The sequence below is a fragment of the Pelagovum pacificum genome (assembly GCF_016134045.1).
GTDB lineage: Bacteria > Pseudomonadota > Alphaproteobacteria > Rhodobacterales > Rhodobacteraceae > Oceanicola > Oceanicola pacificus_A.
On sequence record NZ_CP065915.1, the window covers coordinates 75,460 to 101,842 of the forward strand.

Genomic DNA, 26,383 nt, shown 5'->3' on the forward strand with positions numbered 1-26,383 from the left:
TGCCCTCGCCGCTGCCGCAGGTCAGGAGACTGGTATGGAGACGGAAAAGGACAAGCCTGACGCGCTGATCGTCGGCGCCGGGCCGGCGGGCCTGATGGCGGCGGAGGTCCTGTCCGGCGCCGGGCTGTCCGTTCTGGTGGCGGAGTCGATGCCCTCGCCCGGTCGCAAGCTCCTGATGGCGGGCAAGAGCGGTCTGAACCTGACGCGGGAGGCGGAAGGGTTCCATGAGGCATATGGCGAGCTTGCCCCCGCGTTGCGGACGGCGCTCGATGCCTTCGGTCCGGCGGAGGTCCGCGCATGGGCCGAGGGGTTGGGGCAGACGTTGTTCACCGGCAGCACCGGGCGGGTCTTTCCGGTCGTGATGAAAGCCTCGCCCCTGTTGCGGGCATGGCTCGCGCGGCTGGAGGGGCAGGGCGTCGAGTTGCGCCGCCGCTGCCGCTTCGTCGGCTGGGAGGCTGGCGCCGTGCTGCTGGAGGACAATGGCGCGCTTCAACGGCTGCGTCCCGAAATCACCGTGCTGGCCGCCGGGGGCGCGAGCTGGCGGCGGCTCGGCTCCGACGGCAGCTGGGCGGCGGCCTTTCGGGCGGACAGCCTTGCGCCGTTCGCGCCGGCGAATGCCGGTCTCCGGGTCGACTGGTCCCATCACATGGCCGCGCGGTTCGGCGACCCGGTGAAGGGCTGTGCCCTTCTGGCCGGGGGCGAGCGCAGCCGTGGCGAATTCGTCATCTCGGCGCGTGGGCTGGAGGGTGGCGGCATCTACGCCGTCAGCCGGGCCGTCCGGGGCGGAGCGCCGCTGTCGATCGACCTCGCCCCCGACCTGTCGGAGGCGGAGGTGCGTGCGCGGCTGTCGCGGTCGCGCGGCAAGGCGAGCCTGTCGAACCACCTCCGCAAGTCGCTTTCCCTCGATCCGGCGCGGCTGGCGCTGTTGCAGGAGTTCGGTCGTCCGCTGCCCGATGACCTTGCCCCCCTGGTGAAGGCGCTGCCGGTCCGGCACGCCGGGCTGAGACCGCTGGACGAGGCGATCTCCACCGCGGGCGGGCTGAAGTTTGCCGCGCTGGATGAAGGGCTCATGCTGAAGGACCGTCCCGGCACGTTCGCGGCGGGCGAGATGCTCGACTGGGAGGCACCGACGGGGGGCTATCTGCTGACCGCCTGTTTCGCGACCGGTCGGCACGCGGCACTTGCCGCGCTGGACTGGCGAGCGGGTCAGGCAACGCAGGAGTCCGCCGTCCCGTAGCCGAGCACGTCGAGGTCCCACGCGTAGTGGCTCCGGACATGCGCGATCGCTTCAGGGCCGTAATGGCCGAGCCAGTCGTCGGGATCGTCGGGCGGCACGACAGGGACCCCGCCGGGGGCGAAGCCGATGTCGGCGCAGACTTCCGCCAGATCCGTATCCAGCCGTTCGCGGCGGATCACATGGGTGATCTTGCCGCCGCACCAGTTTTCAGCCGACCACGCGCCGTAGCGCCGCCACAGCTGATCCGGCCGTCCGCCCGCGCCAGGGCCGTCGGGGCGGGTGGTGGCGAGCCAGCGTTGAAACCGCTCCGCCCGGTCGTGTCGGCGCAGACCGGTGAGAGGGCGCGCGGCATGGATCCGGTCGAACAGCGCCGCGAGACGGGGGAACGGATCGCGCACGCAGGTGATCCGGTGATACTTATAGAAATCGAGGCCCATCGCGTCGAACCGCCAGACGGCTTCGTCCGGGGGCATGTAGCGGTAGAACGGAGAGTCCGGGCCACGGCTGAAATAGTCCGTCGTTCCGACCTCGCAGAACGGCAGGAACAGTTGTTCCACCGCGAAACAGTCGGTCATCGGACTGGAAAAGTAGATGAAACGATGGCGGTGCGAGATGATCATGACGGACGGACTACCGCCGAACCCTTAACCGCCGGTTGAAGCCGCCGGTGTCTCCGTCGCAACATGGAAGGGAATGGCAAGTCTGCGCGAACGCTGCGCTTCAATCGCCCGGCGCATTGAAGTATGACCACTGCCAATGCCTGGAAGGCGGGGGCACCTGAATGAATTTGAGAACGACCACCATTCTCGCCGGCATGGCGTTCGCCGCAACCGGCGCGTCGGCCCAGTCGATGTGGGACACTGGATATACACTCTACGGCACGCCCGGTCTGATCGACATGCCATCGGGCATGGCGGACCGCGACGGACAGCTGGCGATCACCGCGAGCGGGTTCGACGACCAGCAACGCTTCACGGCGAGCTTCCAACTCCATGAGCGGGTCGGCGCGAGCTTCCGCTATTCCCGGATCGACCAGTTCGGCGGCGTGAACAACGATGCGACCTTCGACCGGAGCCTCGATATCCGGTTCCTGCTGCTGGAAGAGGGCACCTATGCCCCGGCGCTGACGCTTGGCCTGCAGGATTTCCTCGGCACGGGGCGCTACTCGGGCGAATATCTCGCCGCGACGAAGCACGTGACACCCGCGCTGCGGGTCACCGCCGGGATCGGCTGGGGCCGGTTCGGCAGCAACAACGGGTTCGACAACCCGCTCGCCGCGATCGACGAGCGGTTCGAGGACCGTCCGGTGTCGAACGAGGATTTCTTCGAGGAAGGTGGGCGCGTGTCGTCCGGCCTGTTCTTCCGGGGCGATGCGGCGCTGTTCGGCGGTGTCGAGTACCGGGTGACCGATACCCTGACCGGGATCGTCGAATATTCGTCCGACGGCTATGACTTCGAAGTCGATGGCGGCAGCTACGAGCACAACTCGCCGCTGAACCTCGGCCTCGCGTGGCGTCCGAAGCCGGAATACGAATTCAACGTCGCCTACCTGAACGGCCACACGATCGGCATCGGCGCGACCTTCACGGTGAACCCTGAGGACCGGCTGACATACGGTGGCCGCGACCTCGCCCCCGTGCCGGTCGCCGTTCGGCCCGCGAACACGCGCGCCGCGACGACGTGGGACCGCAACCAGATTCCCGAATCCGCGCTGCAGACCGGCCTTGTCCAGGTGCTCGACACCGAGGGCGTGAAGGTCCGCGGGCTGGAAATCACGGACCGGCAGGTCCGCATCCGCTACGAGAACACCCGCTACCGCACCGAGGCACAGGTGATGGGCCGCATGTCGCGGCTGCTGTCGCAGGCGATGCCGCCGTCGGTCGAGTTGTTCACCTTCGAGCCGCTGCGCGACGGCGTGCCGGCCTCGTCGGTGACCGTGCGCCGTTCGGATCTGGAGGCGCAGGAGAACGAGGTCGGCGGCAGCGATGCGCTGCTCGCCTCGACGACCTTCTCCGACGCCTACGGTCTGGACGAGGGGATCGTGCGCATCGACAACGGCGATCCGCGTTTCTCGTGGGGTCTTGGCCCCTACTTCGCACAACGGCTGTTCGACCCGGACAACCCCGTGAACCTCGAGGTCGGGGCGCAGCTGTCGGCGGACTACCTGATCCAGCCGAACCTGCTGCTGTCGGGCTCCATCCGGCAGCCGATCGCGGGCGAGGCGGAGCCGGACCGGCGCGATACTTCGACCAACATCCCCGTCGTGCGGACCGACAACAGCCTCTATGGCGAGGACGGCGGCCCGGTCCTGTCGGACCTGTCGCTCGCCCATTTCGGACGTCCGGGGCCGAACCTCTACAGCCGCGTCAGCCTCGGCTACTTCGAGAAGATGTACGGCGGTATCTCGACCGAGCTTCTGTGGAAGCCGGTGACGAGCCCGCTCGCGCTGGGGGCGGAGATCAATTACGTCGCCAAGCGTGACTACGACGGCTGGTTCGGCTTCCAGGATTACGAAGTCCTGACCGGCCACGCGTCGGCCTATTACGACACGGGCTTCGGCTATGTCGGGCAGCTCGACGTCGGCCGCTACCTTGCCGGCGACTGGGGGGCGACGATGTCGGTGACCCGCGAGTTCGACAACGGCTGGGCGGTCGGCGCCTACGTGACGCGAACCGACGTCAGCTTCGAAGATTACGGCGAAGGCTCGTTCGACAAGGGGGTCGAGATCTCGATCCCGACGGACTGGATTCTCGGCACGCCGTCCCGACAGGCCTATTCGACCAAGCTGCGCTCGCTCACGCGGGACGGCGGGGCGCGGCTGAGCGTGGACGGGCGTCTCTATCCGAGCGTCCGCGATGCGCACCTGCCCGAGATCGAGGACAGCTGGGGGAGGTTCCTGAGATGAGCATGAAAACCGCACTTCTGACGGGCCTCGTCGCGGCGACCGCCCTTACGGCCTGCGGGCCGAAATACGAGGACAGCGGCGAGGTGTTCAGCGCCCTGTCGGCGAGCTTGCTTGACCGCGGGGGCGAAGAGGCCTCGGCAGAGGAGGCCGCCGTCGCGCAGCAGGCGCAGGTGAACGCAGCCGCACAGGCGATCGCATCCGGGGAGACGTTGCTCTATGCCTCGATCCCCAGCCGCGAGGCCAACGCCTACGTGCAGGAGGTCGGTCGCAACGGGAGCGAAGTGACCTGGCTCAGCCCGGATGGCATCACCGTGACCTACGAGAACGGCCTGCTTGTCGCGACCCGTGGGCTCGGGCCTGATCTGATGGCTGCAAACGTATCCGGAACCGTTGCCGCAATACGACAGGGTGGGGGCTCCGTAACCCGCAGCCACGAATATCTTGACGGTCTCGATCACCTCGTTCGGCAGGACTATTCCTGCACCGTCACGCGCGTCGGAAATGAGCCGATCGAGATATTTGAAGTGGCTCATGCCACTGTAAAATATGAGGAAAGCTGCCAGTCGGCAGGGGCCACCTTCACCAACACCTATTGGGTCGACAATTCAGGTGTTGTTTGGAAGTCGCGCCAGCTGATCTCACCGCCTGTGGGCTATCTTGACACCTACCGCCTCTAAGTGGAAGTAGCGGATATAGCTTGAGTTTCGGGAACCCGATGGATACACAAGCTTTGGGTCTAAACGACACGCACCTGTTGGAGTATATTTGATATGCGCCCCACCACCTTCACCGCAGCGGCCTTCATGACCGCCTATGGTGTCGACGTGTCGGCCGGTTTCCAAAAGGGATCGGTCACGCCGGTTGCAGCGATGGGTTCGCTCGCTTCCGGGTCGATGGGTGGCGTCGCCGTAAGCCAGTGGCTCGGTGGCTCCGATGGTTCTGGAGAATAAACCCAAGAGAGAAGAAAACCGACTGGGCGTGTCGGACGCTCGCCCCGTCAAAAAGTAGACTAGCTGCTGGAGACTTGAAAACATGCGCATCACGACGCTTATCGCTGCGGCCCTTATCGCCGTGTCCGGTTCCGCCTTTGCAGGCGGCTATGACGACGGCATCGTCGTCGTTCCCCCGGCTCCGCTTCCGCCCGAGCCCGCCGGCTCTTCGCTCGGCTCCCTCGGCGGCGGCGCTGCTGCTGTCCTCATCCCGCTCGGCCTGATCGCTGCGATCGCCGCTGCGAACGAGGACGACGATGATGATGATGATGAAGTCGTCACCACGACCAACTAATCATCTCTGATGATTTCGGGAAAAGGCGGGCCTCTGGTCCGCCTTTTTCTTTTGGGTTGAACGGCCTTGCCCGGACCGGACAGCCAGACGCGCGAAGCCGCGCGCGTGGACGCCCCGAGGGGCGCGAGGGCAATCTGAAAGATCGGGAACGCGCCGCTCAGCGGCGGGCGAGCATCGCAAGGCGGATCAGTGCGCGCTCCATCACCGCGTGCGCTGGCGCGCTGGAGGCGGAGCGGAGCTGCAGGTCGGTGTCGGTGAGGATGGTCAGTCCGGTCTCGAGCCGGTGCATCCCCCAGTGCTGCGCCTGGCGCATCAGCTTGTCCCGACGCGGCCCGAAGACGGGCGGGCGCAGCTTGGCCACGCCAGCGCTCGCCCCGCCGGGGTCGGAGGCCGCGGCGTGGAGCTGGCGGAAGTGGCGCACGGCACCGATGCAGAGCGTCACGGGGTTCACGCCCTGCGCGTAGAGGCGGCGCAGCACTGGGCCGAGCTCCGACGTGCGGCCGCTTGCCACAATCTCGAGCGCGTCATCGAGCGCCGCTTCGGAAGAGCGCGGCGCGATCAGCGCCACTTCGTCAGCGGTGACCGGCGTGGAATCACCCACCTTGAACAGGGCGAGCTTTTCGACCGTCTGTCGGAAGTCACCGGGTGGAAGGTCGCGCGAAAGGGCGAGCAGGGCGTCGGTGGCGTCGCGGGGCACGTCTTTCAGACCGGCGTCGGCGATCATCCGCTCGACTTCGTCCCGGCCGGGCGGATCGTTGTAGATCGCGGCGGCATAGGCCGTGCGATGGCCCTCGAACAGCTTCCTCAGCGACGAGCGCGCGGTCAGCAGGCCGGCGGTGACGACGATCTGGGCGTCGCCCTCCTGCCAGTCCTCCAGAGCGGCGGAGAGCGCCTGTGAGAGGCCGTCCGTCGCGCTCTCGACATGGACAGCGCGGGCACCGGGAAAGAAGCCCTGCGCCTTCACCGCGTCGATCAGTGCGGCGGTGTCCTTGCGCAGCTCGTTGGCGGGCAGTCGGGTGAGGCGCATCTCCTCCTCGGCATTTGGGCCGAGCAGGGCGGAGAGAACTTCCTGCCGTCGGGCCGCGACGCGCATGGCGTCGTCGCCGTGGATCAGGAGCCCGGGACGCTTCGGATCCGGGGACCGGAAATAGGCCGAGGCGTCACGGGGGGAGAGTTTCATGGCGTGTCCGTCACCAGCGCGAAGAGCCGGGTGACCAGCAGGTCGGCGAGAGACACGGCGAGCCGCTCGCGCGCGTTCTCCGCAGCCGCCAGCGTCGAGGCACCGGTCGTGGTGGTAGAGTAGCTCGTGAAGGTGTCGACCGAGCCCTGCAGGACGAGCGCACCAGTTGCCACGTCGATCAGCGTGAAGCTGGCCGCGCCGGGCAGGTTGTTGCGCGTCGTGACCTGTTCCTCGGTGACAGAGACGGCGCTGTCCTCGATCTCCAGGTCGACGGAGAGGTGGTAGGCTTGCGCGTCAGCGGTGCCGAGACGCTCGATCAGCCGCTGGCGCAGGATGAAGCCCTCGGTCGTCGCCGGAGCTTCGACCGACACGCGACCACGCAGCGCCTCGGCAGAGCCGCCGGGGCCGTAGACGGGCGAGAAGCCACAGGCCCCCAGCGTGAGGCCGGCGAGGGCGCCCAGCAGGGCACCCCGACGTGTCAGGCGGTCAGACGACCACATTCACGATCCGCCCCGGCACGACGATCAGCTTCTTCGGCGCACCGCCATCGAGTGCGCGTTTGACGTTCTCGTCCTGAAGCACGAGCTTCTCGATTTCGTCCTTGGCCATGTCCTTGGGCACCGTGATCTCGGAGCGGCGCTTGCCGTTCACCTGGATCGGCAGGGTCACGTTGTCCTCGACCAGCATGGACTCGTCGGCGACGGGCCAGGTGGCGTCGGCCAGCAGGCCCTCGCCGCCGAGCAGGTGCCAGACTTCCTCCGCAAGGTGGGGGGTCATCGGTGCCATGAGCTGGGCCAGCGTGCGCGCGGCTTCGACCTTCGCGGCCTTGCCGGCCTCGGACTTCTGAAGCACCGCGGTGAAGCCGTAGAGGCGCGCGATGGCGGCGTTGAAGCCGAAGCTCTCGACGCCCTGCGTCACTTCGAAGATGCACTTGTGCATCGCCTTCAGCAGCGCCTCGTCGCCCTTGCCGGTCGTGCCGTCCTCCATTGCCGCGATGTCGGCGGCGATGCGGTGGACGCGGGCGAGGTGCTTGCTCGCCGCTTCGGCGCCGGCGGCGGTCCATTCGACGTCACGCTCGGGCGGGCTGTCGGAGAGCACGAACCAGCGGGCGGTGTCGGCGCCGTAGTTGCGGACGATGTCCTGCGGATCGACGACGTTGTTCTTCGACTTCGACATCTTGGCGGAGGGGATCACCTCGACCTCCATGCCGCTGTCCTTGAGGACTGCCTTGCCGTCCTTCATCTCCACTTCCTCGGGGTAGTGGTAGATGGCGCGGCCGTCCTGCGGGCGCTTCGTCTGGTAGATCGCGTGGGTCACCATGCCTTGCGTGAAGAGCGCGTTGAACGGCTCCTTCGCGGTTTCGGGCAGGTGTCCGGTTTCGATCATCGCGCGGGCGAAGAAGCGGGAGTAGAGCAGGTGCAGGATCGCGTGCTCGATGCCGCCGATATACTGGTCGACGTTCATCCAGTAGGCCGCGTCGTCAAGATCGGTGGGCGTCGAGGCGCGGGGCGCGGTGAAGCGGGCGAAATACCACGAGCTGTCGACGAAGGTGTCCATCGTATCCGTCTCGCGCTGTGCCGGGGCGCCGCACTTCGGGCAGGGGACGTCGCGCCATGTCGGATGGCGGTCCAGCGGGTTGCCGGGCACGTCGAAGCTGACATCGTCGGGCAGCCGGACCGGCAGGTTCTCCTTGTTCTCGGGCACCACGCCGCAGGTCTCGCAATGGACGACGGGGATCGGGCAGCCCCAGTAGCGCTGTCGGGACAGGCCCCAGTCGCGCAGGCGGAACTTGGTGACGCCCTGACCGACGCCGTGGCTTTCGCAATAGTCGACGGCGGCCTCGACGGCGGCGTCGCCGGTCTGGACCTCCTCGCCCGCGAAGCCCCGGACGTAGGTGACCTTGTCGGACTTGCCGGGCACGTAGGCTTCGCCCTCGACCGGCTCGCCGTCTTCGGGGGCGAAGACGGGGATGATCGGCAGGCCGTACTTCGTGGCAAAGTCATGGTCCCGCTGGTCATGCGCCGGGCAGCCGAAGATCGCGCCGGTGCCGTAGTCCATCAGGATGAAGTTCGCGATGTAGACCGGCAGTTCCCAGTCGTTGTCGAACGGGTGGCGCACGGTCAGGCCAGTGTCGAAGCCGAGCTTCTCGGCCTTTTCGAGCGCCTCTTCCGTCGTGCCGCCGCGCCGGGCCTCGGCACAGAAGGCCGCGACCTCGGGCGAGTGCCGCTCGAGGTGCCGCGCCAGCGGGTGATCGGGGGAAATGCCGACGAAGCTCGCCCCCATCAGCGTGTCGGGGCGGGTGGTGTAGACCTCGATCCGGTCGAAGCCGGCAGGCGCGTCCACGGTGGAGAAAGCGAACTGGAGCCCGCGCGAGCGGCCGATCCAGTTCTGCTGCATCAGCTTCACCTTGGCGGGCCATTCGTCCAGCCCGTCGATCGCGTCCAGAAGCTCTCCGGCCATGTCGGAGATCCGGAAGAACCACTGGGTGAGTTCACGGCGCTCGACCTCGGCACCGGAGCGCCAGCCCTTGCCGTCGATCACCTGTTCGTTGGCCAGCACGGTCATGTCGACCGGGTCCCAGTTCACCACGGCGTTCTTGCGGTAGACGAGGCCCTTCTCGAGGAAGTCGAGGAACAGCGCCTGTTGCTGACCGTAGTATTCCGGGTCGCAGGTGGCGAACATGCGCGACCAGTCGATCCCGAAGCCGAGCGGCTTCATCTGGGCGACCATCGTGTCGATGTTGTCGTAGGTCCACTGCTTGGGATGCCCGTTCGAGGCCATCGCGGCGTTCTCGGCCGGCATCCCGAAGGCGTCGAAGCCCATCGGGTGCAGGACGTTGTGGCCGGTCGCCATCTTGTAGCGCGCGATCACGTCGCCCATCGTGTAGTTCCGCACGTGGCCGATGTGGATGCGGCCCGACGGGTAGGGGAACATCTCGAGCACGTAGTACTTCGGCTTGTCGCCCTCGCGCGTGGCGCGGAACGTCTCCGCCTCTTCCCAGGCGGCCTGCCATTTGGGTTCGATCAGGGAGGGCTCGTAGCGGGACATCTTCGGGTCCTTCATGTGACAACGCCGGGCGCGATGGCCCGGCGTCCTGTTAGCCCCTGAGAGGCCGGGATTCTAGAGGTTGCCGTCCGCGATGCGGAGCTGGCGCGCGCGGCTGAGGATCGCGTCCTCGACGGCGCGCTGCGTCTCGGCCGCGACCGGCCCCCCGCGCGTGGCGATGGCCACGTTCAGCGCGCGTGCGTCCAGCGCCGGGTCGGACACGTAGATCGTCGCGCGGTAGGCGGTGCCGCCGCCGGGCGGGGTGCCGTAGCCGGTGACGATGACGCCGGTGAACGGGTCGATGGTCTGGATCGGCAGGAAGCTCAACACGTCGAGCGAGGCATTCCAGAGGTAACGGTTCACGGCGACCGTCTCTCCGCCGCGGACGCGGGAAGGCGCGGTGGTGGCCGCGGTCGGCGTCCGTGCGCCGCTTCCGAGCGATCCGAACGGGCCGGAGCCGATCGAGCCGAGCGAGCCGCCGCAGGCGGTCAGCGCCGAGAGCGCGAGGGCGGCCAGGGTCAGGCGCACGGTCGTCTTGGTCTTGTTCGGCACGTGGGCCCCCACTTCCGGTTTCCTGCCGGAATGTCTAGCGGAGCACCCCGGCCCGGACAAGTGCCGCAGGGCGGCGTGTCGGTCGGGCGGACTCCATTGCCACAAAAGGAAAGAGCGGCCCCGGGGGACCGCTCTGACCTTGGTTCGATTTCGGGTTCGATCAGAACTCGAAGGTGAACTCGACAGTGGTGCCTTCCTGGAACTCGGGGCTACCAATTTCGTCTTCTTCGGAAGAGTCGTCGTCTTCCGCGTAGGAAGCAACGATCATCGCGCCGCCGCCGAGGTCGTATTCACCGGCAACGTAGTAGTCCAGCTCGTTGGTGTTGTCTTCGCCACCGTGCAGACCGGCCAGGATGGCCAGCCCGGAGCCAACGTTGTAGCGGCCGTCCAGGGAGTATTCCTGATCGGTTCCGTCTTCGTTGTCGGAGTAGGAGAAGTCAGCCGTTACTACATCGGTGGAATAGCCAACGGACAGCTCGTAGGTGTTCGCAACGTCGGAGTTGGAGACGTAAGCGAAGCCTGCGACGACCGGACCGATCGGGTAGCTGACGCCGAAGCCGAGCGAGTTCTCATCGACGGTGTTGTTCTGGGCGAAGGCCAGGGACACGTCAGCACCGGCGAAGGAGGTCATGCCGTAGATACCGAAGATCTCGTCAGCGGAGATGTCGCCGTTGTCGTTGTAGATGACTTCGGAGTCGGCACCGTTGATGAGACCATCATCGTTGGTGTCTTCGTTCAGGAGACGGGTCGACAGGTTGCCGTTGTCGATTGCTTCCTGGTAGGCCATGCCAACGCTGAACTGACCGAATTCGGCAGTCGCACCCAGCGAGAGCTGAACAACTTCGTCACCGTTACGAGCGAAGGCGTCTTCGTCGTTGCCGAAGTCGCCATCGGCGTCGGAGTCGGCGCGGAAGTTGAGGTCGGCGGACACATCATCGTTGATGATGTAGGAGGTGCCGAACGTCACGGAGCCGAAGATGACTTCGGAACGCAGGACGGTTTCACCGTCAGCTTCCGAGAACCCATCGTATTCCATGTCGCCAACGCCCATCCAGTAGGTCTGGGCAGCGAAGTCGGTCTTGCCAAAGTACATGCCGCCGGACTCGGAGGTCAGCGACAGGACGTAGTCGGCGGCTTCAAGGTCGGAACCGAGATCGCCATCGACAGCGTCGAAGTTGAACTCAACGGCGGCGGTGAGGCCGTTGTCGAGCTCTTGCGACAGCATGACGCCGATGTTCACGTCCCAGTAGTAGCCGACGTTGTCGTCGTCGATGGTGTCGAAGCCGGTTTCGATCGCGGGAGCGGTCGAAGGATCGTCACCAGGAAGGACTGCGTCGGTGTCGTTGTAGCCAAGAGTCGCCGAGCCCGTGAAGGTCACTTCGGCCGCGGCGGCGCCGGCGAAGGCGACGAGCGCGGAAGAAGCGAGGAGGATGCGTTTCATGATATTCCCTCGTGTTTGCATTCCCGAGAATGCCAGTTGCACTAGCATTGGGAGTGTCTTTGCTCCGAACCCCGTGCACACTCAAGTCCAATGGACCGGCGAAAAGGACAGCGCCATGGAAATGATGCAGGAGCGCCACACAGTCGGGGCGGGGCCGTGGCCGGATGGGGGCGGTGGCCTTCACGGCAGACTACAGCCTTGAAATAAAAGCGTCACAAGGGGGATCCGCTCATGGCGTACGATGAAATCACGAGTCGGGTGAAGGCGGCGGTGGATAGCTCCGGGCGAGCGCCGGACGAGGTGAAACTGATCGCGGTCTCCAAGCTTCAGCCGCCGGAACGGGTGGTCTCGGTCCTTGGTGCCGGCCACCGGCTTTTCGGTGAGAACCGGGTGCAAGAGGCCGCCGGCAAGTGGCCTGGCTGGCGGGAGCAGTTCGATGGTGTCGAGGTGCATCTTCTCGGGCCGCTGCAGAGCAACAAGGCCCGTCAGGCGATGGAGTTGTTCGAGGCGATCCACTCGCTCGACCGGCCAAAGCTGGCGCGCGCCATCGCGCGTCTCGCGCAGGAGATGGGCCAGTGTCCGGACCTCTTCATCCAGGTGAATACCGGGGAGGAGCCGCAGAAGGCCGGGGTCACTCCGGCGGAGGTCGACGCGTTCGTCGCGGAGTGCCGGTCGCTCGACCTGCCGATCGCGGGATTGATGTGCATCCCTCCGGTCGAGGAGGAGCCGACACTGCATTTCGCGCTGCTCGCCAAGCTGGCGGCGCGCAACGGGCTGACCGGCCTGTCGATGGGGATGAGCGGTGACTTCGAACGCGCCATCGCGCAGGGCGCGACCCATGTCCGGGTCGGATCGGCGATTTTCGGAGAGCGGCCCTACGGCGAGGCCGGCTAGCGGACGAGGACCCGGGTGCCGGGGCGAATTGCTTCGGCGATAACCCGGAGGTCCCGCCGGGCGAAGGCGATGCAGCCGGCCGTCGGGTATCCGGGGCGGCGCCATTGATGCAGGAAGATCGCCGACCCCCGACCCGGCGCGGCGGGGTCGGTGTTCCAGTCGCTGACCAGCACGAGGTCGTAGAGCGGATCGGCTCGGCGCAACGCCTCGTGGGAGAATTTATAAGGACGACGCACGGGCTGATTGTAATGAACGTCGCCCGCGTCGTCGGACCAGAGGTCGCCGACCCGGATGGGACGCGCCCACGGGGCGGGCGCCGCGATGCGGTCGGGCCGGTAGAGCATGTCCGTGATGTGCCACGTGCCACGCGGTGTGGCCATGTCACCTTCGCGCTTGTCGGCGGTGAGGCCGCCGCGCCCGATCACGCAAGGAAACCGGCGTCCCAGAAAACGGACGCCGGTCGGGGTCAGAACAAGGTCTTCGGGGCTCACGCCGCGACGCTCGACCCGATGCCGGCCATCGCCTGCGCCGCAATCTCGAAGCTGCGGAGGCGCGCGGCGTGGTCGTGGATCTGGCCGGTGAGGATCACCTCGTCGGGCGCGTAGCGGTCGATCAGCTCACCCAGTTGCCGTCGGACGGTGTCCGGCGAACCGACGGCAGAGATGCGCAACGCGTGGTCGACGCCGGGCATCACGGCCTCGGGAATCTCTGTCGAGAGGTCCTCGACCGGCGCGGGCAGCTTGCCCGGGCGACCGGTGCGCAGCCGCGCGAAGGCAAGTTTCATGGTGCTTTGCAGGAAGCGGCCCTCTTCGTCCGTCGGTGCAGCGAAGACGTTGACCGCCAACATGAATTTTGGCTTCGGATTGCGCTTCGTCGGCTGGAAGTAGCGCCGGTAGATCGTCGAGGCGTCATCGAGCGCGTCCGGCGCGAAATGCGATGCGAACGCGTATGGCAGGCCGAGCTGGGCGGCGAGTTGTGCGCCGAACAGGGACGAGCCGAGAATCCAGATGGGGACCTCCGTGCCCTGACCGGGGTGCGCGGCGACCTGGGCGCCGGCCTGCTCCGGGCCGAGATAGCCGAGCAGTTCGATCACCGACTCGGGGAAGCGCTCCGCAGCTTCGCGGGTGGCACGCAGGGCGCGGGCGACGGCCATGTCGCCACCGGGTGCGCGGCCGAGGCCGAGGTCGATGCGGTCGCCGTGGATCGTGGCGAGCGTGCCGAAGGCCTCCGCCACGGCGAGGGGCGCGTGGTTGGGGAGCATGATGCCGCCTGCGCCCACGCGCATCGTCTTGGTCGCGTCGGCGACGTGGCCGATCAGCACGGAGGTCGCCGCCGAGGCGATTCCGGGCATGTTGTGGTGCTCCGCCATCCAGTAGCGGTGATACCCCCAACCCTCGGCCTTTTGCGCAAGGTCGACGGTGTTGGCGATGGCTTGTCTGGTCGTCTGCCCCTCGGGCACGGGCGACAGGTCTAGGACGGAATAGTGCATCCGCTGATCCTCCGGGCTTTTGCCTTAGCTAAGAACCCGACAGGGATTATAGAAGGTGTCCGGACTTCTTTGCCTTTGTGGCGAGGTAGTGGTGATTGAACCGGGTCTCGCCCACCCTAAGCGGCACTCGCTCCGTGACGGTCACGCCGCACCCGGTGAGGCGGGCGATCTTGGCGGGATTGTTGGTCATCAGCCGGACCTTGGAGAAGCCGAGCCGGTCGAGCAGCGCCGCGCCGAGGCGGAAATCCCTCTCGTCATCCTCGAAGCCGAGGCGGTGGTTCGCCTCGACCGTGTCGAACCCCTGATCCTGAAGGGAGTAGGCCCGCATCTTGTTGGCAAGGCCGATGCCCCGGCCTTCCTGGTTGAGATAGAGCAGGACGCCTTCGCCCGCCTCGCCCATCTGGCGCAGCGCGGCTTTCAGTTGGGGGCCGCAGTCGCATTTCAGCGAGCCGAGCAGGTCGCCGGTGAAACAGGCGGAGTGCAGGCGGCACAGCACCGGCTTGTCGCGGTCGGGGGCGCCGATTTCGATCGCGTAATGCTCTTCCGCGCCGTCGTCCGGGCGGAAGATGTGGAGGCGAGCGTGCTCGGCCAGCTCCAGCGGCACGCGGGCGGAGACGATGCGCTCCAGCGGGGAGAGCCCCTCGGGCGCGACGTCGGTGGCGGGCACGATGGTCAGGTTTTCGGCAGAGGCGAAGGCGGCGGCGTCGGGCACGGGCAGGACCAGCGCGGCAGGCAAAAGGCGGGAGGCCTTCATCAACGCGATGGCGGCACGGTGGAGATCGGCGCTGCCCTCGCGATCGGTGCGAAGCGGGCCTTTCATCGGCGCGGTGAGGTCGTCGGCGGGGTCGGCGATGGAGGTGACCCAGGCCACATCGGCGTCGGAGGGCATCACGACCCGCGCGACGTCGCCGTCATAGGCGCGGGCTTTCAGCGTCTCCGCCCGGCGTCCGGTGATCGCCAGCACGGGCCGACCAAGCGCAAGCAGCGCCGAGAGGCGGGCCGGACCGAGCGTTTCCGCCGACAGCACAACCGCGCCGCCGGTCTCGGACGTCAGCACGACGGGCACGCCCATGCGGAGGTCGCTGCGAGCGCGGGCGAGCCGCTCGGTGATGTCGGGTGCAAAACCCATGTCTGCCTCGCCAATCGTTTCAGAACACGGCCCCGGAGGGCGAAGTTGAAACATAAGCCTTTGTCACGACACGACAGCGTGAGAACATCGCCACAAATCTTGTCCGTGTCGTGTCTGCACCACATTTCACGTCAAGGTGATAAGGAGGCAGCCCCAGATGGGACAACTCAAGAAGATACTCCTCGTCGATGATGATGACGATCTCCGCGAGGCGCTGAGCGAGCAGCTCGTCATGACAGAGGATTTCGACGTGTTCGAAGCCGCGAACGGCGCGGACGCGATGACGAAGGCCAAGGAACAGCATCATGACCTCGTCATCCTCGATGTCGGCCTGCCCGACACGGATGGGCGCGAGCTCTGCAAGCTGATGCGCAAGCAGGGGGTGAAGTCACCGATCCTGATCCTGACCGGCCACGATACGGACAGCGACCAGATCCTCGGCCTCGACGCCGGGGCGAACGACTACGTGACGAAGCCGTTCAAGTTCCCGGTCCTGCTCGCCCGCATCCGCGCGCAGCTGCGGACTCACGAGCAGTCCGAGGACGCGGTGTTCCAACTCGGCCCCTACAGTTTCCGTCCGGCGCAGAAGATGCTGCTGACCGAAGAAGAGCGGAAAATACGGCTGACCGAGAAAGAAACGAACATTCTGAAGTTTCTTTATCGGTCTACGGAGGGTGTCGTGCCCAGAGACGTGTTGCTGCACGAGGTCTGGGGCTATAATGCCGGTGTGACGACGCACACTCTCGAGACGCACATTTACCGCCTCCGCCAGAAGATCGAGCCCGACCCATCGAATGCGCGGCTCCTCGTGACGGAAAGCGGTGGCTACCGGCTGGTGGCCTGACGGTCATCTCCAGCAGGCGCCCTTCGTCCAGGGCGTGGAGATATAGGGGGCGGTCCCTGGGGGCCGCCCCCTTCTCGTTCTCCGGGGGCTTGCCCGGGACTTTTCGCGCTCATTTGGCAGAAAATCGAATTCGCACCGGAACAGAAGCCGTCGGCCCGTGTTCTTGTGCCGAAGCCCCTGATGACGGGGAGAAGTCATCCGTTCGACACGTCGGACAAGCCCGGGCCATCGCGTGCCCGGGCTAATAAGTTCAGCCCCCCCGAATACGCGTTCTGCTAGCGTGACGGCATGACCGGGGCCGCGTCCTATCAGTTCAGACCCGTGACGATGGACGACCTGCCGCTGCTTGCGGCTTGGCGGTCGACAGCGCACGTCCGGCAATGGTGGGGCGCGTTCGAGCCCTACAGCCCGGAAGCGCTGTCCGACGCGCGGGTCGCGCGATGGATCGTCTCGACCGCTGGCCGTCCGTTCGCCTTCATTCAAGACTACAGCGTGCACGGCTGGGACGATCACCACTTCGCCGCCCTGCCGGAAGGATCGCGGGGGATCGACCAGTTCATCGGTGATCCCGCGATGGTCGGTATCGGGCACGGCACTGCCTTCATCGGCGCGCGGATTCGGGCGCTCTTCGAGAATGGCGCGCCCGTCGTCGCGACCGACCCGCATCCCGACAACGCCCGCGCCATCGCGGTCTGCCGCAAGCTGGGCTTCGTGCCTTCCGGCCCGCCGCAGGAGACGGCCTGGGGACCTATCCTGCCGATGCTGGCCCGGCGACCCGGTCAGTAGCGGTCACGGATCCCGTTGCAGAGCGAGCCGGCCCAGTCCACGGCCGCCCGACTGCCGGAGGCCGACAGGATCACCTGCCCGCCCGGAAGGTCCGCGCTGCGCACAACCAGCTGGCGCGCGCGCTTCACATCGTCCACCGCAGTTTCGCTTTCGAGGTAGAAGTAGGCGGCCTCGATCGCGGGGCTGAGGAGGAGCGGTTCCGGGCTGTCGACGTCCATGACCGCCGATCGCCCGTTGCCGAAGTCCACGCTCACCGAGCTGTCGTCGAGGTCGACGGGGCTGTCGAAGTAGAAGACGTTGTCGCGCCCCGTCGAGTCGCCGTCGCCCCAGACTTCGCAGAGGTAGCCGAAGGTGTAGGCGGTGTCGGGGCTGCGCGTGTACGCGAAAGCGCCCCAGCCCAGGTCGGCCACCTGCCAGTTGCCGAAGGTCCGGTCGCTGCGGTCGGTGCGATTGACGGCGGCATCGGCGATGGCGACTTCTGTCGCGAAGCCGCTGGCGATCGACGGCCAGTCCCCCGACAGCGCCGTCAGCGGGTCGGAGCCTTCGGCGCAACGGGCGAGCACCGGCGCCGCGGCGAGGCCGAATTCAGCGAGGCGCTCGCGCACCGGGAAATCGAGCGTCCGGTAGATGCTGGAGGTCGTGGCGAGCCCCGCGCGCATCCGAGTCAGCCCCGCAAGGGCGGCATCCTGGCGTGAGACATCCGCCGCCGCCGTCGGGCGCTGCGCGGAGAGGCTGGCCTCGCACTCGGCAAGGTAAGGAAAGACCGGCGCCGTGCGGAAGGTATAGTTGCCCTCCATCGCCGCATGGATTTCGAGCGCGGTGTAGGGGTCGCCGATCTCGAGCCCGATCTCCTGCAGGCGCAGCATGTCGGGATAGTAGAGACTGCCGGTGCCGGAGTCGTAACAGGGGGTGTTGTCGAGCAATAGTTCCCGGACCCGGTCGTGCAGGACGCCCCAGCTCTTGACCGGACCGGACAGGCTCTCCCCCTCCCAGGCCCGCAGCGTGCGGTAGAAGGCGTCGCCGTCGCAGGTAACCCGCAGCGTGATTTCGCTGGAGGCGCCGGTGCCGCGCGGCGTCAGATCGTAGGTGCGCTCTTCGAGAAGCGCCGCTTCGTCGTAGTCGGGCTCGGGCAGGGGGTCGCCGTTGCTCCACGCGACCACGGTTTCATAGAAGCTGACGTCGAGGTCTTCCGCGCGGTCGTGCAGGCCTTCGAGTTCGGCCAGAAGCTCCGGCTCCATCGGGCAATTGCGTGCGGCGTACCACTCGGCCTGATCGGCGACGGAGGAGGTCGGCCGGTTCTGATCCCACGCGAAGTAGGTCGCATCGATCGGGCCGGTCGTGCAGTTCGCCGTTGTGTCGACCGAGTGGTAGACGTCGCCGTATTCGGCGCGGAGCCGCTCGACCTCGCCATCGGGCAGGGAATCACCGCCGTAGGTATCGGCAAGGCGGACCGTCAGCAGCGCGGATTCCCGTTCGTGGCCGGGCCAGCCGGCGTCCCGGGCCGGGTCGGCGTTCCCGGCCCAGAGGTAGGTGTTGTAGGCGGCGATCAGCGCCTCGTCCGTCTCGCCACGCTCTTCCAGCCAGAAGACGTAATTGCGCCCGCCGATCGGATCGCCTGCGGCGTAGGCGGCGGCCAGGAGGTCGGCCAGTTCGGTCTCGGAGGCCGGAGCGATGGTGCCGGACTCGATCGCCGAGATGAGGTCGAAGCGGATGTCGTCGTCGTGCGGCGCGAGACCGCGCAGCACCGCGGCGCCGAACGTGCCGTCCGGATCGTCGAGCCTGCCCGTGTCGAGCCAGTCCTTCAGCGCGGTCCATGCGCTGGGCAGACCGCCCTCCGCCGCGCGCTTCATGTATTCGGCGGCGCGCGACATGTCGGTCTCGACCCCGGACCCTTCCGAGTAATGATAGGCGAGGTTCATGAGGGTGAGCGGAAACGCTTCGCCCTCGAGGATGCGGTAGAGCTGCAGCGCCGTCTCCGCGTCGCCGTTGGCGGCAAAGGCGCGACCGGCGGTGAAGGCGACGCGCGGTGACAGGGTGCCGGTCGCGATCGCCTCGGCGAGCGCGTCGTCGCAGGCCGCCTTCGCGTCGGCGCCGATGCTTTCGAACGCCACGCCGGGCACGCCTGGTGGCAGGCCGCCGTCGATGTCCGACCCGGCTAGGCGATAGCAGGAGAGCTCCGCTTCGGTCTGGGCGGTGGCGGGCGCGGCGAAAAGGCTCGTGATGAGGAGGGCGGCTCGGAGGGCGGTGATATCTTGTTGCATATGACGTCGATCAATAAGGCTCTTGGAAACAATCCGGATGGTAAGGGCCGCTTGTGCGGGCTGTAAACTACCGAGAATGACGTAAAGGCAGGTCTCGCATGAAAATCGAACCATTCGGCGTAGAGCAGTGGATGAACGCGTGGGAAACGCGGTGCGAGCTGAACCTCGCGGAGACCTGTGTTCACTCGCTCACCTTGGAAGAGCTGCTACAGATGGCGGGCCGCACGCAGGCGATGCCGTCCGAGCTTGCCGCGATGCACCTGACCTACGGGCCGATCACCGGGTCGGAGCGGCTGCGCACCTTGGCCGCGGGTCTTTACGACCGGCAATCGGCGGAGACCATCATGGTGACGCACGGCACGGCCGGGGCGAACATGCTGGTCTATCAGGCGCTCGTCGGGCCGGGCGACAAGGTGGTCGCGCTGACGCCGACCTACCAGCAGCATACCTCGATCCCGCGCTCCATCGGGGCGGAGGTGGTCGAGCTGCCGCTGCGGGCGGAGGATGGCTACCTGCCGGATCCGGAGCGACTGCGGGCGGCGATGACGGGCGCAAAGGTGCTGGCCTTCACCAACCCCAACAACCCGACCGGGGCGTTGATCCCACCGGCGCTGATGGAGGAGATCGTCGCGACCGCCCGGGCCGAGGGCGCGTGGATCCTGTCCGACGAAGTCTATCGCGGCACGGCGCAGGATGGGGACGGCAGGTCGGCCTCGGTCGCGGACCTCTACGAAAAGGGTATCTCGACCTGCGGCATGTCGAAGGCGTTTTCGCTCGCCGGGCTTCGGCTCGGCTGGGTGGCGGGACCCGCCGATCTGCTGCGCGAGGTCGAGCTGCACCGGGACTACTCCACGATCAGCGTGTCGATGATCGACGATTACTTCGCCGCGATGGCGCTGGAGGTGTCGGACCTTATCCTGGAGCGGAGCCGGCGGATCACACGCGGCAACCTCGCAATGCTGGCGGAGTGGGTCGATTCCAAGCCGACGCTCGACTGGGTGCGGCCGGCGGCGGGAACGACGGCGCTGATCTCCTACCGCAGCGATGAGCCGTCCTACCCGCTGGCCGAACGGATGATCCGCGAAACCGGAGTCATGGTCACGCCAGGCTCGGTGATGGGGATGGAGGGGGCGTTGCGCTTCGGTTACGCCTGCGCGCCGGAAGTCCTGCGGGCCGGCCTCGACCGGCTGACCGGCTTCTTCGACTTGAGCCCCGGAGGATCCGTTGGCATCAGGGACGCGCCTGAGCCGGGAGCCCGCACATGACCTTCACCCTCGCCACATGGAACATCAACTCGGTCCGCCTGCGGGAGGACCTCGTGCTGCACCTGCTCCAGACCGAGGCGCCAGACGTGCTGTGTTTGCAGGAGTGCAAGTCGCCGCTCGACAAGATCCCGCTCGAGGGGTTCTCGGCGCTCGGCTATCGCTACATGGTCGGACGGGGACAGAAGAGCTACAACGGCGTGGCGATCCTGTCGAAGCTGCCGATCCGTGAGGTCGCGGCCTATGACTATGCCAGTCTCGGCCATGCACGCCACATCGCTGGCCAGCTCGACAACGGCGTGACGATTCACAATTTCTACGTGCCCGCCGGTGGCGACAAACCTGACCGCGAGGTGAACGAGAAGTTCGGCCAGAAGCTCGACTACCTGACCGCGATGCGGGACGCGTTCCATGCCGAGGCGCCGGAGACGTCGATTCTCGTCGGCGATCTGAACATCGCCCCGCGCGAGGATGACGTCTGGAACCACAAGCAACTGCTGAAAGTGGTGAGCCACACGCCGATCGAGGTCGAGCACCTGGGCGAGACTCAGGATGCCGGGCGTTGGGTCGACGTGACCCGCGCGGACATCCCCGAGGGGCAGCTCTATTCCTGGTGGTCCTATCGCTCGCCCGACTGGGACAGCGCGGACAAGGGGCGGCGGCTGGACCATATCTGGGCAACGCCCGATATCGCGGGTGCGGCGCATTCGAGCCGCATCCTGCGGAGCGCGCGCGGCTGGGAAAAGCCGTCCGACCATGCGCCGGTCTTCGCGACTTTCGATCTTTAAGCGACTTAACGGAATTTGGACGAAATTCCGATATCGATTTTTCGGCGAAAAATCGGGGGCGTCAAAGGGCGAGAATCGCTTTCGCCACGGCCTGTCCCAGGGCGTCGTGCTCGGGTTCGTTGAAGTGGATGCCGTCTAAAGGGCTGACCTTGATGACGTCGTTGGCGTCCAGGAAGCCGCAGCCGTTGGCGTGTGCCAGCGCGGCATATTCTTCCGCGAGGCCGGTCATCGCTTCTGTCGCTCCGTGGAATTCCGCAGCGAAGGGGCCGACTTCCTCGACGATCGGCGGACAGATCAGAAGGATCGAGAAACCGCCGTGCCGATCCTGCTGATCCCGGCTCCGCGCCACGTCGACCAAGCCGGCGATGCCGGCTGTGATCCGTTTCGGCGTTGGCGCGAAGCGGCACTTCGCATCGTTCGTCCCGAGCATGATCGCCAGTACGTCCAGCGGCCCATGGCTGTTGAGCGCCATTCGCAGCGCCGGCCGCCCGTCCATGTGGGCGCCCATCACCGGGTCCTCGAACTGCGCGGTGCGGCCGGGCAGGCCCTCTTCCACCAGCTCCCAGCCCTCGCCGAGCGCCCGGGCACAGACCGACGGCCAGCGTACGCCGGGGCCGAACCGACGCGCAAGACCGGGCGCACCGATGACACCGGTGGCAGGCGCGCCCCATGTGTTGCTGTCCCCGAAGCAGAGCAAAGTCGGCATGGCGTGGTCCTCCCGTTCCGTCGCGCGACGCTATGCGGGACAGGGCCGGCGTGGCAAGCATTCACCCTTTTCCTCGCGGCACCGCTCACCCATATAGGCGGGGAAACCGGATCGACGGGATGAACGACATGATTGAACTCGGCACAACCGACACGAACGCGGCCCCCGCTGGGGACCTCATCAAGGACGGCAGCGACCAGACCTTCATGCAGGACGTCGTCGAGGCGTCCCGCACGGTCCCGGTCATCGTCGATTTCTGGGCGACCTGGTGCGGTCCCTGCAAGCAGCTCGGCCCGGCGCTCGAGGCGGCGGTGACGAAGGCAAACGGCGCGGTGAAGCTCGTCAAGATCGACGTCGACAAGCACCAGGGCATCTCCGGCCAGCTTCAGGTCCAGTCGATCCCGACGGTCTATGCCTTCTGGCAGGGCCAGCCGGTCGACGGCTTCCAGGGCGCGCTGCCGCCGTCGCAGATCGACCAGTTCATCGCGAACCTCATCAAGACCAGCGGCGGCGCCGAGGGTGCCGGCGAAGAGGCCGGCGGCCTCGAGGAGGCGATCGAGGCAGCCGAAGCGATGCTCGCCGAAGGCGCGGCGTCCGATGCGGCGGAGACCTTCGCGGCGATCCTGCAGGAAGACGGTCAGAACGCGGCCGCCTACAGCGGGCTGGTGCGGTCCTACCTCGCGCTCGGGGAAGTGGATCAGGCGGAGGCGATCCTGAACGGCGCCCCGGCCGAGATCTCCGCCACGCCGGAGATGGAAGCCGCCCACGCGGCGCTTCAGCTGGCCAAGCAGGCGCAGAACGCGGGCCCCGTGGCCGATCTCCGCGCGAAGGTGGAGGCCGATCCCGCCGATCTTCAGGCGCGTTATGACCTCGCCACCGCGCTCCAGGCCAGCGGCGATTCCGAGGGTGCCGTAGATGAGCTTCTGGAACTGTTCCGCCGCGATCGCGAGTGGAACGACGGAGCCGCCAAGACGCAGCTCTTCACCATCTTCGACGCGCTCAAGCCGACTGACCCGATCGTGTTGAGCGGACGGCGGAAACTGAGCTCACTTATATTTGCCTGAGGCCCCGTCCGTCCTAGCTGACCGGGTATGATCCAAGCCGCAGATCTACCGGAAGTCATTCCGATATTCCCGCTTCCGGGCGCGCTGCTTCTGCCACGCGCCCGGCTGCCGCTGCACATCTTCGAGCCGCGGTATCTCGCGATGCTCGACGACGTGCTGAAAACGCCCGAACGGCTGATCGGAATGATCCAGCCGTACAGTTCCGGACAGGGTGAGAAGCTGCACGCCATCGGCTGCGCCGGACGCCTGACCGCGTTCTCCGAGACGGAGGACGGGCGCTACATGGTGACCCTGTCGGGCATCAGCCGCTACCGCGTCCGGCAGGAGATCGAGGGCTTCATGCCCTACCGCCGTTGCGAGGTCAGCTGGACCGGATTCGACCGCGACCTCGGGCCGCAGGAAAAGGACGGCGACTTCGACCGGGATTGCTTCCTGAAGAACCTCGGCCGCTACTTCGCCGATCAGGGCCTGTCGACCGACTGGGATTCGCTGAAGGATGCGGAGGACGAGCTTCTCATCAACTCGCTCTCCATGCTTTGCCCGTTCGAGCCGGAGGACAAGCAGGCGCTGCTCGAGGCGCCGTCTCTGGTCACCCGGCGCGAAACGCTGGTAACATTGATCGAATTCGCCCTGCATGGCGGACCGGGAGACGATAGACTGCAATGACCGACACCACCGCACCGGCCTTCGACCGCCGCATGCTCGAGGCTCTGGTCTGTCCGCAGACCCAGGGGCAGCTGACCTACGATCCCGAGCGGCAGGAACTCGTCAGCAAGGCGGCGCACCTCGCCTATCCGATCCGGGGCGGGATTCCCGTGATGCTGGTCGACGAGGCACGGCAGCTCGACTGATCAGGGACGCATCAGCGAGGGCAGGTCGCCGCTCAGGCCGGCTGCTTCGCGGATGAAGGCGCGGCGCAGGCCGGGAACTGCGTTCACCGCGCCCATGCCGATGTCCCGCGCCGCACGTAGAAGCGGATTGTCGTTCGAGAACAGACGGTTGAACCCGTCGGTCGCCATGGCGAGGGACGCGGTGTCGAACCGCCGCCACTGCCTGTAGCGGCGCAGGACGGGCGCTGTGCCGATGTCCTCTCCCCGTGAGCGCGCATCGCCCAGAACGTCGGCGAGCGCCGCCACATCGCGCAGCCCGGCGTTCAGGCCCTGTCCGGCGATCGGATGCAGGCCGTGCGCCGCGTCTCCGACGAGCGCGACGCGATCGGCGATGAAATCGTCCGCCAATGACAGGCCGAGCGGGAACCCGAACCGGGCACCGGCAAGGGTGATCTCGCCGAGGAACGAACCGAAGGCTGGCCGTAGCGCGTCGAGGAATGCCGCCTCGTCGAGCGCCAGCAGGTCTGCCGCGCGCTCCTCGCTCTCCGACCAGACGATCGAACAACGGTTGCCCTTCAGCGGCAGGATGGCGAGGGGGCCGGTGGGCATGAAAAACTGGTGGGCGACGCCGTTGTGCGGCTGCTCGTGGGCGACGGCGCAGACGACGGCGGTCTGTCCGTAGCCCCAGCCGGTGCGGCCGATGCCGGCGCGTCTGGCGGTTCCGCTGCTGCGCCCGTCACACCCGACAAGAAGCCGGGCCTTCAGCACCTTGCCGTCGGCCAGCGTCACGGTGGCACCGGCCGGTCCGGTCTCCTGGCTGACGACTGTCACGCCGCCGACGTGGCGGATGTGATCGTTCGCCGCGATCGCGTCGAGCAGGGCCGGGCGGAGGTGGCGGTCCTCCACCATGTAGCCCATCGGGCCTTCCTCGATTTCGGCATGGTCGAAATGGATGAAGAAGGGCGAGGGACCTTCGCCCGCGCGCCCATCGGTCACCTTGATGTCGAGCATCGGCTGGCTGTCGTCGGCGAGCGCCGTCCAGACGCCGATCCTGCGCAACAGCCGCTGAGAGGTGAGCGCCAGCGCGTAGGAGCGGCCATCGAAATCGGGATCGCGGTGCACCTCGGCAGTCTGTGAGTCCACAAGGGTCACGGTGAAGCCCGCCCCGGCGAGCGCGAGCGCCAGCGCGGGGCCGTTGAGCCCGCCGCCGACGATGAGGATATCCGACGTCTCGTCCATGGTTCGACTATGGTCCGGCAAGCGGGATTGTCCATGCCGCGTCACGCCGTTACCGTCCGCCGCGTCAGGAGGGCGCACATGGAAGACTGGCTCTGGGCCTCGGCGGCCGAACTCGGACGAGGCATCGATGAGGGCCGGATTGATCCGGTCGCCCTCACCCGGATGTATCTGGAGGCGATCGACGCGCATCCGCTGCGCGACCGCATCTATGTCCGTGTCACGGCGGAGCGTGCCATCGCGGAGGCCGAGGCGGCCGCGGCGCGCGCGGCCGCAGGGCTGCGGCGATCGCCGCTGGACGGGGTGCCGGTCAGCTGGAAGGACCTGTTCGACACGGCGGGCGTGGAGACAGAAGCAGGCACGGCGCTGATGAAAGGCCGCGTCCCGGCGCAGGACGCGGCGGTTCTGAAGTCTGCGACGGCGATGGGGCTGGTCTGCCTCGGCAAGACGCACCTGTCGGAGATCGCCTTTTCCGGACTTGGCCTGAACCCGATCACGGCGACTCCGCCCAACCGCAACGACCCCGACGCTGTGCCCGGGGGCTCGTCCTCCGGTGCGGCGGCGTCGGTGGCCTTTGGACTCGCCGCGGCGGCGGTGGGGTCGGACACCGGCGGCTCGGCGCGCGTGCCGCCCGCGTGGAACGACCTCGTCGGATTGAAGACCACGCACGGGCTGTTGTCGACGGTCGGCGCGGTGCCGCTGTGCGAAACCTTCGACACGGTCGGCCCGATCGGCCGGACGGTCGAGGATGTGACCCTGATGCTGGCCGCGCTGGGTGGACCGACCGTGGACCTCGGCGGTGCCACGTTGACGGGGCGGCGGTTCCTGATCCTCGAGACCGTGCTGATGGAGGATGTCGAGGACACGCCGCGCGAGGCGTTCTTCGACGCCGTCGCGAAGCTTGAAGCGGCGGGTGCGACCGTCGACCGGGGAGAGTGGGGTCCGCTGGAAGAGGCCTATGCCATGGCCGGCGGCCTGTTCACGGCCGACGCCTGGTCCTTCTGGAGCGAGTTGGTCGAGGCGAACGGCGAGGTGATGTTCCCGGCGATCCGGGACCGCGTGAGCGCCGGCAAGGGCATCGCCGCGTCGGACTACCTGCGGGACTGGCGGCGGCTGCGGGCGCTGCGCGGCGACTACACCGCGCGGGTCGCGGGCTACGACGCCGTTCTGTCGCCGACCGCCGCGCTGATGCCGCCGAAAGTGGAACGTCTGCTCTCCGACGACGAGTATTACCGGGTGACGAACCTCAAGACTCTGCGCAACACGCGACTGGCGAACCTGATGGGGCTGAGCTCGCTCACGGTGCCGACAGGCACGCCGTCCACGGGCCTCATGCTGAGCGGGGCGCCGGGAGGAGAGGCGGGGTTGCTGCGGCTTGGCGCGGCGATTGAGCCGCTCTTGGCCTAAAAGCCACATGACCCTCCGCCAAGCTGCCGAAATATCGTCTGGA

General features: G+C 67.1%; 26 protein-coding genes. 14 read left to right on the forward strand and 12 right to left on the reverse strand.

Annotation, left to right across the window (positions count from 1 at the left end; all coding sequences use genetic code 11):
• Nucleotides 1–34 precede the first annotated feature (34 nt).
• Entirely contained in the window at nucleotides 35–1,237 is a 1,203-nt protein-coding gene (locus I8N54_RS00390; RefSeq protein ID WP_140194509.1) for a TIGR03862 family flavoprotein, read from the forward strand.
• Here the strand turns inward: I8N54_RS00390 and I8N54_RS00395 are convergent.
• Nucleotides 1,207–1,857 (reverse strand): hypothetical protein, encoded by a 651-nt coding sequence (locus tag I8N54_RS00395; protein ID WP_198571741.1) that lies wholly within the window; start codon nucleotides 1,855–1,857, stop codon nucleotides 1,207–1,209. The two genes, I8N54_RS00390 and I8N54_RS00395, sit on opposite strands and share 31 nt — an antisense overlap.
• A 161-nt stretch (nucleotides 1,858–2,018) precedes the next feature.
• On the opposite strand from I8N54_RS00395, the gene I8N54_RS00400 reads away from it, so the two are divergent.
• The 4 genes from I8N54_RS00400 (at nucleotide 2,019) to I8N54_RS00415 (ending at nucleotide 5,426) form a co-directional block, all read left to right on the forward strand.
• Nucleotides 2,019–4,142, forward strand: a complete 2,124-nt coding sequence (locus I8N54_RS00400; protein WP_140194505.1) for a YjbH domain-containing protein — start codon at nucleotides 2,019–2,021, stop codon at nucleotides 4,140–4,142.
• Nucleotides 4,139–4,819: a YjbF family lipoprotein gene (locus I8N54_RS00405; protein ID WP_140194503.1), complete on the forward strand. Its 681-nt coding sequence runs from the start codon at nucleotides 4,139–4,141 to the stop codon at nucleotides 4,817–4,819. Before I8N54_RS00400 ends, I8N54_RS00405 begins: the two co-directional genes overlap by 4 nt.
• A 93-nt stretch (nucleotides 4,820–4,912) precedes the next feature.
• Nucleotides 4,913–5,092 (forward strand): hypothetical protein, encoded by a 180-nt coding sequence (locus I8N54_RS00410; protein WP_140194501.1) that lies wholly within the window; start codon nucleotides 4,913–4,915, stop codon nucleotides 5,090–5,092.
• Nucleotides 5,093–5,174: 82 nt separating this feature from the next.
• On the forward strand, nucleotides 5,175–5,426 hold the full coding sequence (locus tag I8N54_RS00415; protein WP_140194499.1) for a hypothetical protein: 252 nt from the start codon (nucleotides 5,175–5,177) through the stop codon (nucleotides 5,424–5,426).
• 157 nt (nucleotides 5,427–5,583) lie between these two features.
• Here the strand turns inward: I8N54_RS00415 and holA are convergent, their stop codons facing one another.
• The 5 genes from holA to I8N54_RS00440 all read right to left on the reverse strand — a co-directional run bounded on the left by holA (nucleotide 5,584) and on the right by I8N54_RS00440 (nucleotide 11,644).
• On the reverse strand, nucleotides 5,584–6,606 hold the full coding sequence (gene holA / locus I8N54_RS00420; RefSeq protein ID WP_140194497.1) for a DNA polymerase III subunit delta: 1,023 nt from the start codon (nucleotides 6,604–6,606) through the stop codon (nucleotides 5,584–5,586).
• A complete protein-coding gene (gene lptE, locus I8N54_RS00425) occupies nucleotides 6,603–7,106 on the reverse strand; it encodes an LPS assembly lipoprotein LptE (RefSeq protein WP_140194495.1) in 504 nt (167 codons plus the stop codon). Before lptE ends, holA begins: the two co-directional genes overlap by 4 nt.
• Nucleotides 7,093–9,654 carry a leucine--tRNA ligase gene (gene leuS / locus I8N54_RS00430; RefSeq protein WP_140195696.1) on the reverse strand — a complete coding sequence of 854 codons (2,562 nt, stop codon included), beginning with the start codon at nucleotides 9,652–9,654 and terminating at the stop codon, nucleotides 7,093–7,095. Before leuS ends, lptE begins: the two co-directional genes overlap by 14 nt.
• Nucleotides 9,655–9,726: 72 nt before the next feature.
• The gene (locus tag I8N54_RS00435; RefSeq protein ID WP_197097558.1) at nucleotides 9,727–10,203 is read right to left on the reverse strand and encodes a DUF3576 domain-containing protein; all 477 of its coding nucleotides are present in this window, start codon (nucleotides 10,201–10,203) and stop codon (nucleotides 9,727–9,729) included.
• 160 nt (nucleotides 10,204–10,363) lie between these two features.
• On the reverse strand, nucleotides 10,364–11,644 hold the full coding sequence (locus I8N54_RS00440) for a porin (RefSeq protein ID WP_140194493.1): 1,281 nt from the start codon (nucleotides 11,642–11,644) through the stop codon (nucleotides 10,364–10,366).
• A 231-nt stretch (nucleotides 11,645–11,875) separates the two neighbouring features.
• Here I8N54_RS00440 and I8N54_RS00445 point away from each other — a divergent pair, with 231 nt between their 5' ends.
• Nucleotides 11,876–12,538 carry a YggS family pyridoxal phosphate-dependent enzyme gene (locus tag I8N54_RS00445; RefSeq protein WP_140194491.1) on the forward strand — a complete coding sequence of 221 codons (663 nt, stop codon included), beginning with the start codon at nucleotides 11,876–11,878 and terminating at the stop codon, nucleotides 12,536–12,538.
• Here the strand turns inward: I8N54_RS00445 and I8N54_RS00450 are convergent.
• Genes I8N54_RS00450 through ribA form a run of 3 tightly spaced genes read right to left on the reverse strand, consistent with a single transcriptional unit; the run spans nucleotide 12,535 to nucleotide 15,156 of the window.
• The gene (locus I8N54_RS00450; RefSeq protein ID WP_140194490.1) at nucleotides 12,535–13,029 is read right to left on the reverse strand and encodes a L,D-transpeptidase family protein; all 495 of its coding nucleotides are present in this window, start codon (nucleotides 13,027–13,029) and stop codon (nucleotides 12,535–12,537) included. The genes I8N54_RS00445 and I8N54_RS00450 overlap by 4 nt on opposite strands.
• Nucleotides 13,026–14,027, reverse strand: coding sequence for an LLM class flavin-dependent oxidoreductase (locus I8N54_RS00455; protein ID WP_140194488.1), 1,002 nt, complete (start codon nucleotides 14,025–14,027; stop codon nucleotides 13,026–13,028). Before I8N54_RS00455 ends, I8N54_RS00450 begins: the two co-directional genes overlap by 4 nt.
• Before the next feature lie 46 nt (nucleotides 14,028–14,073).
• Nucleotides 14,074–15,156, reverse strand: coding sequence for a GTP cyclohydrolase II (ribA, locus tag I8N54_RS00460; RefSeq protein WP_140194486.1), 1,083 nt, complete (start codon nucleotides 15,154–15,156; stop codon nucleotides 14,074–14,076).
• Between the two features lie 157 nt (nucleotides 15,157–15,313).
• Here ribA and I8N54_RS00465 point away from each other — a divergent pair, with 157 nt between their 5' ends.
• Both I8N54_RS00465 and I8N54_RS00470 read left to right on the forward strand, forming a co-directional pair.
• Nucleotides 15,314–16,000: a response regulator transcription factor gene (locus I8N54_RS00465; protein WP_140194484.1), complete on the forward strand. Its 687-nt coding sequence runs from the start codon at nucleotides 15,314–15,316 to the stop codon at nucleotides 15,998–16,000.
• 288 nt (nucleotides 16,001–16,288) lie between these two features.
• Complete coding sequence (locus tag I8N54_RS00470; protein ID WP_140194482.1) at nucleotides 16,289–16,786, forward strand: GNAT family N-acetyltransferase; 498 nt, start codon at nucleotides 16,289–16,291, stop codon at nucleotides 16,784–16,786.
• Here I8N54_RS00470 and I8N54_RS00475 read toward each other — a convergent pair.
• Nucleotides 16,780–19,047 (reverse strand): SEL1-like repeat protein, encoded by a 2,268-nt coding sequence (locus I8N54_RS00475; protein ID WP_140194480.1) that lies wholly within the window; start codon nucleotides 19,045–19,047, stop codon nucleotides 16,780–16,782. The two genes, I8N54_RS00470 and I8N54_RS00475, sit on opposite strands and share 7 nt — an antisense overlap.
• Before the next feature lie 98 nt (nucleotides 19,048–19,145).
• On the opposite strand from I8N54_RS00475, the gene I8N54_RS00480 reads away from it, so the two are divergent.
• Nucleotides 19,146–20,312, forward strand: coding sequence for an aminotransferase class I/II-fold pyridoxal phosphate-dependent enzyme (locus tag I8N54_RS00480; protein WP_140194478.1), 1,167 nt, complete (start codon nucleotides 19,146–19,148; stop codon nucleotides 20,310–20,312).
• Nucleotides 20,309–21,097: an exodeoxyribonuclease III gene (locus I8N54_RS00485; RefSeq protein ID WP_140194476.1), complete on the forward strand. Its 789-nt coding sequence runs from the start codon at nucleotides 20,309–20,311 to the stop codon at nucleotides 21,095–21,097. The genes I8N54_RS00480 and I8N54_RS00485 overlap by 4 nt, the downstream gene beginning before the upstream one ends.
• A gap of 61 nt (nucleotides 21,098–21,158) precedes the next feature.
• Here the strand turns inward: I8N54_RS00485 and I8N54_RS00490 are convergent, their stop codons facing one another.
• The gene (locus tag I8N54_RS00490; RefSeq protein WP_140194474.1) at nucleotides 21,159–21,803 is read right to left on the reverse strand and encodes an SGNH/GDSL hydrolase family protein; all 645 of its coding nucleotides are present in this window, start codon (nucleotides 21,801–21,803) and stop codon (nucleotides 21,159–21,161) included.
• 128 nt (nucleotides 21,804–21,931) lie between these two features.
• Between I8N54_RS00490 and I8N54_RS00495 the strand changes: the two genes are divergently transcribed.
• From I8N54_RS00495 to I8N54_RS00505, 3 genes are read left to right on the forward strand one after another with little or no spacing between them, the layout of a single operon-like run.
• Nucleotides 21,932–22,867, forward strand: a complete 936-nt coding sequence (locus I8N54_RS00495; RefSeq protein WP_140195692.1) for a thioredoxin family protein — start codon at nucleotides 21,932–21,934, stop codon at nucleotides 22,865–22,867.
• Nucleotides 22,868–22,894: 27 nt separating this feature from the next.
• Complete coding sequence (locus tag I8N54_RS00500; protein ID WP_140194472.1) at nucleotides 22,895–23,533, forward strand: LON peptidase substrate-binding domain-containing protein; 639 nt, start codon at nucleotides 22,895–22,897, stop codon at nucleotides 23,531–23,533.
• A complete protein-coding gene (locus I8N54_RS00505; protein ID WP_140194470.1) occupies nucleotides 23,530–23,718 on the forward strand; it encodes a Trm112 family protein in 189 nt (62 codons plus the stop codon). Before I8N54_RS00500 ends, I8N54_RS00505 begins: the two co-directional genes overlap by 4 nt.
• Here I8N54_RS00505 and I8N54_RS00510 read toward each other — a convergent pair whose 3' ends face one another.
• Nucleotides 23,719–24,936, reverse strand: a complete 1,218-nt coding sequence (locus I8N54_RS00510; RefSeq protein ID WP_140194468.1) for a UbiH/UbiF/VisC/COQ6 family ubiquinone biosynthesis hydroxylase — start codon at nucleotides 24,934–24,936, stop codon at nucleotides 23,719–23,721.
• A 78-nt stretch (nucleotides 24,937–25,014) separates the two neighbouring features.
• Here I8N54_RS00510 and I8N54_RS00515 point away from each other — a divergent pair, with 78 nt between their 5' ends.
• Complete coding sequence (locus I8N54_RS00515; protein ID WP_140194466.1) at nucleotides 25,015–26,340, forward strand: amidase; 1,326 nt, start codon at nucleotides 25,015–25,017, stop codon at nucleotides 26,338–26,340.
• Nucleotides 26,341–26,383 lie beyond the last annotated feature (43 nt).